We start from the raw sequence: 14,952 nt of genomic DNA, 5'->3' as shown, positions 1-14,952 counted from the left end.
CTTACAGGCTCCGGGCGATTTCCTGGATTTCGTACACTTCCAGTTGATCGCCTTCCTCGATTTCATTGAAGTTCTTCAGGGACAGACCGCACTCGAAGCCGCCCTTCACTTCCTTCACGTCATCCTTGTAACGCTTCAGGGAGTCCAGCTCGCCATCCCACTGCACCACGTTGTTGCGCAGCAGACGGACGCGGGAATTGCGCTTGACCACGCCTTCCAGCACCAGACAACCGGCGATGGAACCGACCTTGGAAATGCGGAAGACCTGACGAATCTCCACCAGACCGGTGATCTGTTCCCGCTTTTCCGGGGACAGCATGCCGGACAGGGCTGCCTTCACCTCATCCACGGCGTCGTAGATGATGTTGTAGTAGCGGATATCCACGCCGAAAGTATCGGCCGCCTTGCGGGCGCCGGCATCGGCACGGGTATTGAAGCCGATGATGACGGCTTTGGAGGCGGATGCCAGGTTCACGTCGGTTTCGGTAATGGCACCGACCGCTGCGTGGATCACGTTCACCCGCACTTCGTCGGTGGACAGCTTGTTCAGGGACTGCACCAAGGCTTCCTGGGAACCTTGCACGTCGGACTTGACGATCAGCGGCAGGAACTTGGCGGCGCCCTCGCCCATGTTGTCGAACATGGACTCGAGCTTGGCGGCCTGCTGCTTGGCCAGCTTCACTTCGCGGAACTTGCCCTGACGGAACAGGGCGATTTCACGGGCCTTGCGCTCATCGGCCAGCACCATGGCTTCCTCGCCGGCAGCCGGCACGTCGGACAGGCCCTGGATTTCCACCGGGATGGAAGGACCGGCCTGGTCGATGGGCTTGCCGTTCTCGTCGAGCATGGCGCGCACCTTGCCGAACACCTGACCGACCAGGACGATGTCGCCCCGCTTCAGGGTGCCGGACTGCACCAGGATGGTGGCCACGGGGCCCTTGCCCTTGTCCAGACGGGCTTCGATGATGATGCCCTTGGCCGGAGCATCCTTGGGCGCGGTCAGTTCCAGCACTTCGGCCTGCAGCAGCACATGCTCCAGCAGGTCGTCGATACCGGTACCCTTCTTGGCAGACACCGGCACGAAGGGGGAATCGCCGCCGTACTCTTCCGGCACCACGCCTTCGGCAATCAGCTCCTGCTTGACGCGGTCCGGATTGGCTTCGGGCTTGTCGATCTTGTTCACCGCCACCACCAGGGGCACATTGGCCGCCTTGGCGTGGTGGATGGCTTCCTTGGTCTGGGGCATGACGCCGTCGTCGGCCGCCACCACCAGGATCACCAGGTCGGTGGCCTTGGCACCGCGGGCCCGCATGGCCGTGAAGGCCTCGTGACCCGGGGTGTCGAGGAAGGTCACCATGCCGCGGGGAGTTTCCACGTGGTAGGCGCCGATGTGCTGGGTAATGCCGCCGGCTTCGCCGGAAGCCACGCGGGTGCGGCGGATATAGTCGAGCAGGGAGGTCTTGCCGTGGTCCACGTGACCCATCACGGTCACCACCGGGGCGCGGGGCTCCTGCTTCACATCCACATGCTCGACGGCGTCGTCGAGGAAGGCATCCGGATCATCCAGCTTGGCCGCCAGTGCCTTGTGGCCCATTTCTTCCACCACGATCATGGCGGTTTCCTGGTCCAGCACCTGGTTGATGGTGACCATGGAACCCATCTTCATCAGGGTCTTGATCACCTCGGTGGCCTTGACTGCCATCTTGTGGGCCAGATCAGCCACGGAAATGGTTTCGGGCACGTGTACTTCACGCACGATGGGTTCGGTCGGTGCCTGGAAGGCATGGGCTTCGTCGTTGCCGCCGCCATGGCGCTTGCCATGCTTGCCGCCGCCACTGCGCCAGCCGCTGTTGGCATCGCCGCCACGGGTCTTGAGACCGGGACGCTTCTTGTTGCCGTCGTTCCAGCCGCCTTCTTTCTTTGCACCGGGTTTGGCGTCGCCGGGCTTGCCAGCGGGCTTGTGCAGGGTGCGGTCGGCGGGCTTGTCGTCTGCCGGCTGGGCCACCTGGTGGGCGGTCGCCGCCTTCTTGGCAGCTTCAGCAGCCTTCAGGGCCACGGCCTTTTCCTCGGCTTCACGCCGCAGGCGCACCAGTTCGGCGGCGCGGGCCTGCTTTTCCTGGTATTCCCGCTGCTGGTGTTCCAGCAGGGCCTGGTGGCGACGGGCCTCTTCTTCCCGGGCTTTCATCTCGGCTTCGCCGATGACGGAAACCATGCTGCGCTTGACCACCTTGGTGCGGGTCGGCGCGGCAGCCGGAGCAGGCTCGGCGGCAGCCACGGGCTCCTCAGCCGGAGCAGCAACGGGCTCGGGAGCGGCTTCCACCACGGGTTCGGGCACAGGCTCGGGTGCGGGTTCGGGAGCAACTTCCACCACGGGCTCGGGCACAGGTTCGGGCGCGGCCTCGACCACGGGTGCAGCCACGGGCTCGACAACCGGCTCAGCCTGAACAGCAGCTTGCTGGGCTTCTTCGACTGCTGCCTCGACCACGCCTTCGCCGGCTTCACGCTTGACCAGGACGCGCTTCTTGCGCACTTCGACCTGGACGGTACGAGTCTTGCCGGTGGAATCCTGGGCCTTGATCTCGCTGGTCTGCTTGCGGGTCAGGGTAATCTTGTTCTTACCCTGGGCTTCGCCGTGGCTGCTGCGCAGGTAGTCGAGCAGACGGGTCTTGTCCTGCTCGGAGAGCTGATCTTCAGCGGCTTGCTTGCTGACGCCGGCTTTCTGTAGCTGTTCCAGAAGAACAGCGGCCGGCATTTTCAGCTCGGCGGCAAATTGGGATACGGTGGTTTGCGCCATATTTACTTCTCTCCCTTCCCTCTCACTCGAACCAGTGCGAGCGGGCGTTGGTAATCAGTTGCTTGGCGCGATCTGCGTCAATGCCGGTAATTTCGGTGAGTTCATCCACAGCCAGGTCGGCCAGGTCGTCCAGGGTTTTCACACCGCCGGAAGCCAGCTTGGCAGCCAGGGACTTGTCCATACCGTCCAGGGCCAAAAGGGAATCTTCCACACCTTCGAGTTGCTCTTCGGTGACGATGGCTTCGGTCAGAAGCACATTACGGGCGCGGTTACGCAGCTCGTTCACCGTATCTTCGTCGAAGGCCTCGATTTCCAGCATTTCCGCCAGGGGCACATAGGCAACTTCTTCCAGGGTGGAGAAGCCTTCGTCGATCAGGATGTTGGCGACTTCCTCGTCCACATCCAGTTTTTCCATAAACAGCACACGGGTGGCAGCGGTTTCTGCTTCCACCTTCTTTTCCGACTCTTCCTGGGTCATCAGGTTGATGTTCCAGCCGGTCAGTTCGGAGGCCAGGCGCACGTTCTGGCCGCCGCGGCCGATGGCGATGGCCAGGTTGGCCTCGTCCACCACCACGTCCATGCTGTGCTTTTCCTCGTCAACCACAATGGAGCTGACTTCGGCCGGAGCCAGGGCGCCGATGACGAACTGGGCCGGGTCCTGGGACCAGTGCACGATGTCCACGCGCTCGCCGGCCAGTTCGTTGGTGACGGCGGTGACGCGGGTACCGCGCATGCCGACGCAGGTACCGATCGGATCCACGCGGGGATCGTTGGACTTCACGGCGATCTTGGCTCGCATGCCGGGATCCCGGGCGGCAGCCTTGATTTCCATGAGACCGTCTTCGATCTCGGGCACTTCCAGATCGAACAGCTTGATGATGAATTCCGGCGCGGTGCGGGAAAGGATGATCTGGGGACCGCGGGCATTGCGATCGATACGCAGCAGGAAGGCCTTGACCCGGTCGCCGACGCGCAGGTTTTCCTTGGGGATCATCTGGTCCCGGGGCAGCAGGGCCTCGATCTTGCCGGCTTCGATAATGGCGTTGCCGCGCTCCATGCGCTTGATGGTGCCGGAAACGATGTGTTCCTTGCGCTCCAGGAAGTCGGCCAGGATCTGCTCCCGCTCGGCATCGCGGATGCGCTGCAGGATGACCTGCTTGGCGGCCTGGGCGCCGATACGGCCGAAGTCGATGGGCTCCAGGGATTCCTCGATCACGTCGCCGACTTCCACGCCTTCGTCCTGCTTCTGGGCTTCGGACAGGGGCATTTCCAGGAACTCGTTGACGTAGGTTTCGTCAGCCACCACCTGCCAGCGGCGGAAGGACTCGTACTCGCCGGTATTGCGGTCGATCACGACGCGCACGTCGGCTTCGTCGTTAATACGCTTCTTGGTAGCGGATGCCAGGGCCGACTCCAGAGCGCCGAACACCACATCCTTGGCAACGTTTTTTTCGCGCGCCAGTGCATCCACCAGCAACAAAATCTCGCGGCTCATTGCTTTTCTCTCCTCGTATCTGCCTTCAACCCGCCATCAATCAAACTTCGGCTCCAGCCGGGCCTTGTCGATATTGCCCGGCTCGAGGGCCACTTCGCCCTCTTCCTTGCCGCTGTTCTTGTCAATCAGGCGCACGCAGACCTTGCCGTCGCGCACGCCCATGAGAATGCCGTTGTAGTTGCGCCGGTTGTTCAGCGCCACGCGCAAGCGGATATGCACTTCCTGGCCGGCAAAGCGATCGAAATCGGCCAGCTTCTTCAAAGGCCGGTCGAGACCGGGGGAGGAAACCTCCAGCCGGTCGTAGTCGATGTTTTCCACCATCAGCACGCGGGAAAGCTGGTTGCTCACGGCAACGCAATCCTCCACGCCGATACCGCCCTCCTTTTCAGGCTGGTCGATAAAGACGCGGATAACCCGGGCCCGGGGCGTCAGTTCCAGGTCCACCAGCTCGTAACCCAGGCCGGTGACCGTATTTTCAACTAATGAGTGCAGATCCATGCGCTACAAATAAAAAATGGGCGAAACGCCCATCCAAAAAGTTACCCGCCCAAAGCCGGGCAGGACGATGAAAACTTTTGAATTATATCGGAAAACAACAGCCCGGACAACGGCTTTCCTGCCGGAAAGCCGCCACCCGGGCTCCAAACGACCCTGGGGGTAGCCGCGGATCGGGCCGCTGCGGCCCGAAATCACTTCCGGGTACGCTTGTCCCGCTTCTGGATCACTTCCGGTGCCGGCAGGCCAAATTCCCGCATCAGCTTGGCCACATCCATGTCCGTCAGCTCCATGGTGCTGCCCCGCTTGAGGCGGGCCGGCAGGACGAAGGGGCCGTAACGCACGCGGATCAGGCGACTCACCGTGGCCCCTACGGCTTCGAACATACGCCGCACTTCCCGGTTGCGGCCTTCGGACAAGGTCACCCGGTACCAGTGGTTGGCCCCCTCGCCGCCCGCGTCCAGCAGGGTGGTGAAGCGGGCCGGACCGTCTTCCAGTTCGATGCCGGCGGCCAGCTGCTTGAGGGTGGCGTCGTCCAGGTCGCCCAGCACCCGCACCGCGTACTCCCGCTCCAGGTTGTAGCGGGGGTGCATCAGCCGGTTGGCCAGGTCGCCGGAGTTGGTGAACAGCAGCAGGCCGCTGGTGTTGTAGTCCAGCCGCCCCACCGCCACCCAGCGGCTGCCGCGCATGCGTGGCAGGAAGTCGAAGACGCTGTCCCGGCCTTCCGGGTCGTCGCGGGAGACGATCTGACCTTCGGGCTTGTGGTAGAGCACCACCCGGGGCAGGCGCAGGGAGCCGAAGCGCAGATGCACCAGGCGGCCGCTGACCTTGACCTTGTCTTCCGGCCCCACCAGCTGGCCCACTTCGGCCGGCTTGCCATTGACCGTGACGCGGCCGGCGGCAATCCACTCCTCCATGTCGCGCCGGGAACCGACGCCGCTCTGGGCCAGGATCTTGTGCAGGCGCTCGGGCTTGGCCTCCACCGGTGCATTGCGGCCGCTGCGGCCAACGGCACGGGGCGCAGGGGCATTGCGGCCGGCACCGCGACGGGGACGAGGCGCTTCCTGCTCCTCTACTTCCTCCACGGCGGCGACAGGCTCGGGACGGGGGCGGGTGGGCGCGCGGAATGGCGTCCGCTTCGCCGCGTCGCGCGCGGGTTTCGGGCCAGGCCGGCCAGAAGCCGCACCAGTGCTGCCTGAGCGACGACCATGGGGAGCGGGGTCGGAACCCTCCACCCACTCGGCGCCGTCGTCCCGGCGCTGACGACCGCCGGCAGGGCTGCGGCGGGGTGCCTGGCCCGTCTTGGGTGCGGCAGGCTTACGGGGAGGCTTAGGAGGCATCGCTTAATTCCAGTGTTTGATTGAGTTGTTCCAGGGGCGGCAGCTCGGTCAGGCTGCGCAGCCCCAGATCGTCGAGAAATTTCTTGGTGGTGGCAAACAGGGCGGGACGGCCCGGGGTATCCCGGTAGCCCACCACATCGACCCAGCCCCGCTCTTCCAGGGCCTTGATGACCTGGGTGGCGACGGTGACGCCGCGGATGTCCTCGATGTCGCCCCGGGTCACGGGCTGGCGGTAGGCAATGATGGAGAGGGTCTCCAGCACTGCCCGGGAATACTTGGGCGGTTTTTCCGGATTGAGGGCTTCCAGATAGGGCATGTACTCGGTGCGGGTGCGGAAGCGCCAGCCGGTGGCCAGCTGGACCAGTTCCACGGTGCGTTCGCTCCACTCCTCCCGCAGTTCGTCGAGCAGCTTGCGCACCACTTCCGGCGCCAGCTCGCCATCGAACATCTGGCGCAGTTCGGACACCGAGAGGGGCTGCTGGGCGGCCAGCAGGGCCGCTTCCAGGATGCGCTTGATCTCGGCGGGGTTAGACGGTAACTGGGGCATCGCCCTCTCCTTCTTCCGCAGGGATTTCGACTATCTGCCCCGCCTCTTCCTCGGTCAGGGGCGTTTCCGCGTCGTCGGCAATGGCCAGGCGCACGTAGATGGGCATGAAGGCCTCGGCCTGGGTGATGCGGATCAGCCGCTCCCGGGCCAGTTCCAGCATGGCCAGGAAATGCACCACCACGGAAGGGGCGCCCAGCTCCACGTCGAACATGTGGATGAACTCGACGAAGCCGTCCGCTTCCTTCAGCTGGCGCAGGATCAGGCCCATGTGCTCGCGCACCGACAGCTCTTCCCGCTGCACCTTGTGGGAGGTATGCAGCTGGGCCTGGCGCAGGATGGACTGCCAGGCCTGCTGCAGGTCCGCCACCGACACGTCGGGGAAACGCTGCATCTGGGATTTTTCCACCCAGGTCTCGACCCAGACGAAGTCCCGCTCGGCCTGGGGATGCTCGTTCAGGCGCACCGCCGCCAGCTTCATCTGCTCGTATTCGATGAGGCGGCGCACCAGTTCGGCCCGGGGATCCTCCACCTCGTCCTCTTCCGCCTGCTTGGCCCGGGGCAGCAGCATGCGGGACTTGATCTCGATGAGCATGGCGGCCATCACCAGATAGTCGGCCGCCAGCTCCATGTTCTGGGAGCGCATGGCTTCCACGTACTCCAGGTACTGGAGCGTCAGGGGCGCCATGGGAATGTCGAGCACATTCACGTTGGCCTTGCGGATCAGGTAGAGCAGCAAGTCCAGGGGGCCTTCGAAGGCATCCAGCATCACCGCCATGGCGTCGGGCGGGATGTACAGGTCCAGGGGCAGCTGCTCCAGGGGCTGGCCGTAGATGCGGGCCAGGGCCTCCTGGGCCGGCGCCGCCTGGGGGGCCGGAATGTCGTCGAGGACCGGAGTATCGCTCATGTCAGGCGTAGTTCAGGCCCATGGCGGCGCGCACATCGGTCATGGTTTCCTGGGCCAGGCGGCGGGCCTTGGCGCAACCGTCGTTGACGATCTCCCGCACCAGGGCCGGATTGTCCAGATAGACCTGGGCCCGCTCCCGCATGGGCGCCTGTTCCTTGAGGATGCCGTCGATCACCGGCTGCTTGCATTCGATGCAGCCGATGCCGGCGGAAGTGCAGCCCTGGCGCACCCACTCCTTGGTGGCCCCGTCGGAATAGACCTGGTGCAGCTGCCACACCGGGCACTTGTCCGGATTGCCGGCGTCGGTGCGGCGCACCCGGGCCGGATCGGTGGGCATGCGCTTGACCTTCTGGGTGACGGAGGCTTCATCCTCCCGCAGGGTGATGGTGTTGCCGTAGGACTTGGACATCTTCTGACCGTCCAGGCCGGGCATGCGCGAAGCCTCGGTAAGCAGGGCATCGGGCTCCACCAGGATCATCTTGCCGGTGCCTTCCAGATGGCCCAGCAGGCGCTCCCGATCCACCAGGGACAGGCTCTGGGCCTCGTTCACCAGGCGCTTGCCCTCCTCCACCGCGGCAGCATCGCCGTCCTGCTGGAAGCGGGTGCGCAGCTCGTTGAAACGCTTGCCCACCTTGCCGCCCAGCTTCTTCACCGCTTCCAGGGCCTTCTCCTCGAAGCCGGGCTCCCGGCCGTAGAGATGGTTGAAGCGGCGGGCGATTTCCCGGGAAAACTCCAGGTGGGGAATCTGGTCCTCGCCCACGGGCACCCGGTTGGCGCGATACACCAGGATGTCGGCAGACATCAGCAGGGGATAGCCGAGGAAACCGTAGGTGGTGAGGTCCTTGTGGGAGAGCTTTTCGATCTGGTCCTTGTAGGTCGGCACCCGCTCCAGCCAGCCCAGGGGCGTCATCATGGACATCAGCAGGTGCAGTTCGGCGTGCTCGGGCACCCGGGACTGGATAAAGATGGTGGCCTGATTGGGGTCCACGCCGGCGGCCAGCCAGTCGATCACCATGTCCCAGGCGGCCTTCTCGATGATGTCCGGCTGGTCGTAGCTGGTAGTCAGGGCATGCCAGTCGGCCACGAAAAACAGGCAGGGGTAGTCGTGCTGGAGCTTGACCCAGTTCTTCAGGACCCCGTGGTAGTGGCCAAGGTGCAGGCTGCCCGTGGGGCGCATGCCGGAAAGGACTCGTTCCGCGTACATGGTGATGTTTGTCTCAGGCTTGGAAATTGAAAATCAGGGCCAACAGGTAACGCATGATACCCATCAGCGGATAAAGGATGCTGGCCAGCACGCCGGAAAAGAGCAGCAGGATCAGGATCGGGAAACCCCAGGGTTCCACCCGGGAAAAGGCGACGGCCTGGCGGTAGGGCAAAAGGCTGACGGCGATGCGGCCGCCATCCAGGGGCGGAATGGGCAGCAGGTTGAGCAGCATCAGGCCGATATTCACATCCATGCCCAGGTCGGCCATACGCTCCAGGGGCAGGGTATAGGCATTCACCGGCAGCAGCTGGGCCAGCTTGAGCATGCAACCCCAGCCGATGGCCATGGCCAGGTTGGCCAGGGGGCCGGCGGCGGCCACCCACAGCATGTCCTGCTTGGGACGGCGCAGGCGGCCGAAATCCACGGGCACCGGTTTGGCATAGCCGAACAGCAGGCTACCGCCGGAGAAGAGCAGGATCAGCACCGGAATCAGGATGGTGCCTACCGGATCGATGTGGCGCAGGGGATTGAGGCTGATGCGCCCCGCCGCATAGGCCGTCAGGTCACCGAAGTGGCGCGCCACATAACCATGGGCGGCCTCGTGCAGGGTGATGGCGAAGATCACCGGCAGGGCTGCAATGGCAAGAGTCTGGATCAGTTGGTCCATGGCGCGTCAGCGTAATAAAGGGGGGATTCTACCAAAGGGACCGACCCGGCTCCGGTCGGCCGTGCTGGTCAGAGACCGAAGGGGGCCAGCGCTCCGCGGCCGGCCCGCACCAGTTCCGGTGCCCCGCTGGTGAGGTCGATGACGGTGGTGGGCTCGGTGCCGCAATGGCCGCCATCCAGGATCAGCTCCAGCTGGTCGTCGAGACGGTCCTGGATCTCCCAGCCTTCGGTGAGAGGCGCTTCATCCCCGGGCAGCTGCAGGGTGGCGGTGAGCAGGGGCTCGCCGAACTCCTCCAGCAGGGCCAGGGCGCCCAGATGGTCGGGCACCCGCAGACCGATGGTCTTGCGCTTGGGGTGCATCACCCGTCGCGGCAGTTCCTTGGTGCCTTCCAGGATGAACACGTAACTGCCCGGCGTGACCGTTTTGAGCAGGCGGTACTGGGCATTGTCCACCCGGGCAAAGTGGGCGATCTGGGACAGGTCGCGGCACATCAGGGTCATGTGGTGCCGGTCATCGACGCCGCGGATGGCCCGCAGCCGATCCAGGGCCTCCTTGTCGCCCAGATGGCAGGCCAGGGAATAGCAGGAGTCAGTGGGAAAGGCGATCAGCCCCCCCTCCCGCAGGACCTGGGCGGCCTTGGCCAGCATGCGGGGCTGGGGATTATCGGGATGGAGGGAAAGATATTCGGCCATGGCGTGGATGATCAGACGAAACGGGAGCAGATGGGCGTGAGGCCGTCCGGCAGGGGCGAGAGGCGCCCCAGATCGGTATAGCTCTCCTCCGGCCCGTGGAAGTCGGAGCCGCGGGAGGCGAGAAAGCCGTAATGGCGGGCCAGGCGGGCGAAATGATGGATCTGGTCGGGGCTGTGGCTGCCGGTCACCACCTCGATGCCCTCCCCGCCCGCATCCTTGAACTGGCCCAGAAAACGGCGCAAGGCCGCATTGGAAATCTTGTAGCGCCCCGGATGGGCCACCACGGCCAAACCGCCGGCGGCACGAATCCAGCTGACCGCGTCCTCCAGGGAAGCCCAGCGATGCTCCACGTAGCCGGGCTTGCCCGGGGTGAGGTAGTTGTCGAAGACGTTGTGCACGTCCTTGCACAGGCCGATCTGCACCAGATAGCGGGCGAAATGGGCGCGGGAAATCAGGTTGGGGTTTTCCGCATAGGCCATGGCGCCCTCGAAGGCGCCGCGGATGGCAATGGCCTCCAGGGCCTCGGCCATGCGCCTAGCCCGTTCCACCCGGCCGCTGCGGATGCCGGCCAGCCCTTCGTTCAGAACCGGATTGGCGGCATCGAAGCCCAGGCCCACCACGTGGATGGAGAGGCCTTCCCATTCGATGGAAACTTCCACGCCATTGACCAGGCCCATGCCCATTTCCTCCGCCGCGGCCCGGGCTGCGGGCAGGCCGGCCAGATCGTCATGGTCGGTCAGGGCCAGCAATTGCACCCCGTTGCCGGCGGCGCGGCGCGCCACTTCGGCCGCCGGCAGCAGGCCGTCGGAAGCGGTGGAGTGGCAGTGGAAATCCCAGTTCAGGTCAGACATCGGCAGGTCGCGACAAAGGCGCCCCAAGACAGCAGGAAAGCGCGGAATCATAGCACAGGGGCCGCGCCGCCCCTTGGCCTCAGGCCGTGATGAAGGACTCCAGCAGCGCTGCCACCGCCTCGGGCGCATCGTGATGCAGCATGTGGCCGGCATCGGCCACCACGGCTTCCCGGGCCGAGGCAAAACAGCCCAGGCGTTCCCGATAGTCGCCCTCGTCTATATGAAAGCGTTTGAGGAAAGAGGTTTCCGCTCCCCGCACCCACAGGGTGGGCGCCTGGACCCGGCGCCAGCAGGCCTTGGCTTCCTCAAGCCGGTAGAGCAGCGGACTGGCGGCCTTGTGCCAGGGATCGCCGGCCCACTTCACACTCCCGTCATCGTCGACACGCCCCAGATGGGTGGCCAGGAACTCGGCCCGAGCAGGTGTCAGGCGCGGGTTGTCCCGGCGCAGGCGGGATGCCAGGGCGGTCCGGTCGGCGTAGGCATGGAGTGAGGGCGGCGCAGCCAGTTGATCCAGCCAGGCCGACAAGCGTTCCGGCGCCTGGGCCGGGACCATGTCATTGATACCGAAACCTTCCAGGGAGACCAGGTGACTGATCCGCTGGGGCCGCAATCCGGCGTACAGGCAGGCCACGTTGCCGCCCATGCTGTGCCCCACCAGGGGCACGGCCTGCCGGGGGAACAGGCTGTCCAGCATGGCATCCAGATCACCCAGGTAATCGGCGAACCAGTAGGGCCCCCGATTTTCCTGGCTGTCGCCGAAGCCCCTCCAGTCCGGTGCCAGCACGGACCACTCCCGACTCAGGGCATCCACCACGAACTGGAAGGAGGCGGCAACGTCCATCCAGCCGTGCAGCAACACCAGGGGCGGCGCCTCGGCAGGCCCCCAGCGGCGCAGGGCCTGGCGACGGCCGCGCAGGGAGAAATATTCGACTCGGCTCGGTTTCATGGCAGGCAAATGAAAAGGGCCGGCACAGGCCGGCCCCGGGTGTGGTGGCGCAGGACTCAGTCGTCGTGCATCTGGGACTGCAGGTAATTGGGCAGGGTCACCTTGGCGATCAGCTCCAGCTGGGTTTCCAGCCAGTCCACATGCTCTTCCTCGCTTTCCAGGATGTCTTCCAGCAGATCCCGGGTGACGTAGTCGGCCACGCCTTCACAGTAGGCAATGGCTTCGCGCAGCAGGGGGATGGCGGCCAGTTCCAGCTTCAGGTCGCACTCCAGCATTTCCTTGGTGTTCTCGCCGATGAACAGCTTGTTCAGCTGCTGCAGGTTGGGCAGGCCTTCGAGGAAGAGAATGCGCTCGATCACCTTGTCGGCATGCTTCATCTCGTCGATGGACTCGTGGTACTCGTGTTCGTTGAGCTTCTTCAGGCCCCAGTTCTTGTACATGCGGGCATGCAGGAAGTACTGGTTGATGGCGGTCAGCTCGTTGGCCAGAATCTTGTTGAGGTACTGAATGACTTTTTTATCGCCCTTCATGGCTGGCTCCTGATTCGTTGGGGAATGGATGCCGGTAGATTAGCACAAGGCACAAAAAAGAAGCCCCCGCGCCGATGTGACGCGAGGGCAAGGGGAAAAAGCGGAACGGACTGCCCGACCGAACCGCAACCCGAGGTTCAACAATGCTTGGCGTTAGCGCATTTGCCGCAGCCCCGGCACTGGCCCAGTTCGTCGCGCAACTGCTGGCGCACTTCCCGGGCGCATTTGCCGCAGCAGGTGCCCACCCCCAGCTCGTCGCGCAGGTCGGCAAGCGTGGAGGCGCCCATGGCTACGGACGCTGAGATCTGGCGATCAGTAACGGCGTGGCAGACACAGACATACATGGCGGGTGCTCCTGAACAGATGGATGGCTAACAAACTAATGAGAATTATTATCACGAACCCATCCAAATGCAAGTGCTTCTCAACAAATATTTATCAACCCATGTAGCAAGCCAACTCCCGGCCCTCCCGGAGGCCCTTGCCGGGCATCCGGGCGACGGCCTGAAATCTAGCATTGGCGCGGTCTGGGAAAACGCCGCTGGCAGCGCCGCCCGGGCTTGTTGTCATGCCCCCTGCCTTTGGGTATAGTCCGCCGCGCAAACGGGAGAGCGCGGCCCGGCTTCCACGGGCTGCCGCCGAAGGCGCAATCCACCATTCGCTAGCCCCGAAATCGCTCAGGCAAAAAGGACCGTTTGCGGCAGAACATCTCTGGAGAGCGGCCCCCGGTCCGGGCGGCCCACCGAAGGGGGCAACGGCCGCTGTTTCTCCATCCTCCGGGTGGAACGAACGGGGACCGCAACACTCTCAGGTTGCAGGACAGAGGGGGCGAGCCGGAAACCAGACCTGTCTGGAATTTTCCGGCTCGCCCCTTTTTCGTTTTCAGAATCGGCTTTCACAGCCCCGCCCAAGGAACTGAAATGACGAAGCAAACCGTCCTCAACAAGGCCCACCGCGCCCTCAATGCCCGCATGGTGGATTTCGGCGGCTGGGACATGCCGGTGAACTACGGCTCCCAGATCGAGGAGCACCATGCCGTGCGCAACGACTGCGGCATGTTCGACGTCTCTCACATGTGCGCCGTGGATGTCACCGGTGCCGACGCCAAGGCCTTCCTCCTGCGCCTCATCGCCAACAACGTGGACAAGCTGAAAGTCCCGGGCAAGGCCCTCTACAGCGCCATGCTCAACGAGGCAGGCGGCGTGGTGGACGATCTCATCGTCTATTACCTCACCGACACCCACTACCGGGTGGTCATCAACGCCGGCACCGCCGACAAGGACCTGGCCTGGATGGATCAGCTCCTGGGTCAGTGGCAGCTGGACGTCTCCGTCATTCCCCTGCGCGAAGGTCCCAAGGCCGTAGCCATGATCGCCGTGCAAGGCCCCCAGGCCAAGGCCAAGGTGTGGCAGGTGCTGCCCGAGGTGAAGGCCGCCACGAAAAACCTGGCCCCCTTCTTCGGCACCCAGATCGGCCAGTTCTTCATTGCCACCACCGGCTACACCGGCGAGGACGGCTTCGAGATCGCCCTCCCCGCTGCCAAGGCCGAGGACTTCTGGAATGCCCTGATCGCCGCCGGCGTGCGCCCCTGCGGCCTGGGCGCCCGGGACACCCTGCGCCTGGAGGCCGGCATGAACCTCTACGGCCAGGATATGGACGAAACCGTCTCCCCCCTGGACGCCGGCCTGGCCTGGACCGTGGACCTCAAGTCCGAGCGGGACTTCGTCGGCAAATCCGCCCTCCTCGCCAACGGCCAGAAGGCCCAGTTCCTCGGCCTCAAGCTGCTGGACAAGGGCGTGTTGCGGGCCCACCAGAAGGTGGTGACGAGCCAGGGCGAGGGTGAAATCACCAGCGGCACCTTCTCCCCCACCCTGGAACAATCCATCGCCCTGGCCCGCCTGCCCCTGGGCGTCGCCATTGGCGACACCGTGCAGGTGGATATCCGCGGCAAGCTGCTCAACGCCCAGGTGGTCAAACCCGTTTTCGCCCGTCACGGCAAGGCCGTGGCCTGATTTATCCCGATTTCAGCAATCAGAATTCACATTCAACTTAAGGAGAGTTCCATGTCCAACGTTCCCGCCGATCTGAAGTACACCAAGAGCCACGAATGGGTTCGCCTCGAAGCCGACGGCAGCGTCACCGTGGGCATCACCGACCACGCCCAGGAAGCCCTGGGCGACCTGGTCTTCATCGAGCTGCCGGAAGTGGGCAAGACCCTGGCCGCCGGCCAGGAAGCCGCCGTGGTGGAATCCGTGAAGGCCGCCGCCGACGTGTACGCCCCCATCGCCGGCAGCGTCACCGCCGTCAACGAGGCCGTGGTGGATGCCCCCGAGACCCTCAACCAGGACGCCTACGCCGCCTGGCTGTTCAAGCTGCAGCCGGCCAACGCCGGCGACCTGGGCGCCCTGCTCGATGCCGCCGCCTACGGTGCCGTGGCCGACAGCGAATAAGCCAACAGACAAGGGAAGGGCAAAGCCCCTTCCCTTT

General features: G+C 64.5%; 15 protein-coding genes and 1 riboswitch. Of the genes, 2 read left to right on the top strand and 13 right to left on the bottom strand.

The window, feature by feature from the left end:
* Window position 1: 1 nt before the first annotated feature.
* The 13 genes from infB to ACLSSQ_RS08440 all read right to left on the bottom strand — a co-directional run bounded on the left by infB (window position 2) and on the right by ACLSSQ_RS08440 (window position 12,752).
* Entirely contained in the window at window positions 2-2,794 is a 2,793-nt protein-coding gene (gene infB, locus ACLSSQ_RS08500; RefSeq protein ID WP_014237750.1) for a translation initiation factor IF-2, read from the bottom strand.
* A 22-nt stretch (window positions 2,795-2,816) separates the two neighbouring features.
* A complete protein-coding gene (gene nusA, locus ACLSSQ_RS08495) occupies window positions 2,817-4,289 on the bottom strand; it encodes a transcription termination factor NusA (protein WP_014237751.1) in 1,473 nt (490 codons plus the stop codon).
* 36 nt (window positions 4,290-4,325) lie between these two features.
* Window positions 4,326-4,787, bottom strand: coding sequence for a ribosome maturation factor RimP (rimP, locus tag ACLSSQ_RS08490; protein ID WP_014237752.1), 462 nt, complete (start codon window positions 4,785-4,787; stop codon window positions 4,326-4,328).
* 191 nt (window positions 4,788-4,978) lie between these two features.
* Window positions 4,979-5,869 (bottom strand): 23S rRNA pseudouridine(2605) synthase RluB, encoded by an 891-nt coding sequence (gene rluB, locus ACLSSQ_RS08485; RefSeq protein WP_238526306.1) that lies wholly within the window; start codon window positions 5,867-5,869, stop codon window positions 4,979-4,981.
* Between the two features lie 244 nt (window positions 5,870-6,113).
* Window positions 6,114-6,671 (bottom strand): SMC-Scp complex subunit ScpB, encoded by a 558-nt coding sequence (gene scpB, locus ACLSSQ_RS08480; RefSeq protein WP_014237754.1) that lies wholly within the window; start codon window positions 6,669-6,671, stop codon window positions 6,114-6,116.
* Window positions 6,652-7,575 (bottom strand): segregation and condensation protein A, encoded by a 924-nt coding sequence (locus tag ACLSSQ_RS08475; RefSeq protein WP_014237755.1) that lies wholly within the window; start codon window positions 7,573-7,575, stop codon window positions 6,652-6,654. Before ACLSSQ_RS08475 ends, scpB begins: the two co-directional genes overlap by 20 nt.
* Window position 7,576: 1 nt before the next feature.
* Window positions 7,577-8,779 carry a tryptophan--tRNA ligase gene (locus ACLSSQ_RS08470; protein WP_014237756.1) on the bottom strand — a complete coding sequence of 401 codons (1,203 nt, stop codon included), beginning with the start codon at window positions 8,777-8,779 and terminating at the stop codon, window positions 7,577-7,579.
* A gap of 13 nt (window positions 8,780-8,792) precedes the next feature.
* Window positions 8,793-9,446, bottom strand: coding sequence for a site-2 protease family protein (locus ACLSSQ_RS08465; protein WP_014237757.1), 654 nt, complete (start codon window positions 9,444-9,446; stop codon window positions 8,793-8,795).
* 68 nt (window positions 9,447-9,514) lie between these two features.
* Window positions 9,515-10,138, bottom strand: a complete 624-nt coding sequence (locus ACLSSQ_RS08460; RefSeq protein ID WP_014237758.1) for an L-threonylcarbamoyladenylate synthase — start codon at window positions 10,136-10,138, stop codon at window positions 9,515-9,517.
* Between the two features lie 11 nt (window positions 10,139-10,149).
* Window positions 10,150-10,989, bottom strand: coding sequence for a 3',5'-nucleoside bisphosphate phosphatase (locus ACLSSQ_RS08455; RefSeq protein WP_014237759.1), 840 nt, complete (start codon window positions 10,987-10,989; stop codon window positions 10,150-10,152).
* 79 nt (window positions 10,990-11,068) lie between these two features.
* Window positions 11,069-11,935 (bottom strand): alpha/beta fold hydrolase, encoded by an 867-nt coding sequence (locus ACLSSQ_RS08450; RefSeq protein ID WP_014237760.1) that lies wholly within the window; start codon window positions 11,933-11,935, stop codon window positions 11,069-11,071.
* Window positions 11,936-11,991: 56 nt separating this feature from the next.
* On the bottom strand, window positions 11,992-12,465 hold the full coding sequence (gene bfr / locus ACLSSQ_RS08445) for a bacterioferritin (protein ID WP_014237761.1): 474 nt from the start codon (window positions 12,463-12,465) through the stop codon (window positions 11,992-11,994).
* 137 nt (window positions 12,466-12,602) lie between these two features.
* Window positions 12,603-12,752, bottom strand: a complete 150-nt coding sequence (locus ACLSSQ_RS08440; RefSeq protein WP_416244263.1) for a (2Fe-2S)-binding protein — start codon at window positions 12,750-12,752, stop codon at window positions 12,603-12,605.
* Window positions 12,753-13,059: 307 nt separating this feature from the next.
* A riboswitch (glycine riboswitch) is annotated at window positions 13,060-13,169 on the top strand.
* Window positions 13,170-13,385: 216 nt separating this feature from the next.
* Between ACLSSQ_RS08440 and gcvT the strand changes: the two genes are divergently transcribed.
* Together gcvT and gcvH are read left to right on the top strand one after the other, a co-directional pair.
* Window positions 13,386-14,477, top strand: coding sequence for a glycine cleavage system aminomethyltransferase GcvT (gene gcvT, locus ACLSSQ_RS08435; RefSeq protein WP_014237763.1), 1,092 nt, complete (start codon window positions 13,386-13,388; stop codon window positions 14,475-14,477).
* Between the two features lie 51 nt (window positions 14,478-14,528).
* A complete protein-coding gene (gcvH, locus tag ACLSSQ_RS08430; RefSeq protein ID WP_014237764.1) occupies window positions 14,529-14,915 on the top strand; it encodes a glycine cleavage system protein GcvH in 387 nt (128 codons plus the stop codon).
* Window positions 14,916-14,952: the final 37 nt, after the last annotated feature.

Source organism: Azospira sp. APE16 (genome assembly GCF_047901315.1).
GTDB lineage: Bacteria > Pseudomonadota > Gammaproteobacteria > Burkholderiales > Rhodocyclaceae > Azospira > Azospira oryzae.
This window is presented reverse-complemented; position numbering and strand designations above follow the sequence as displayed.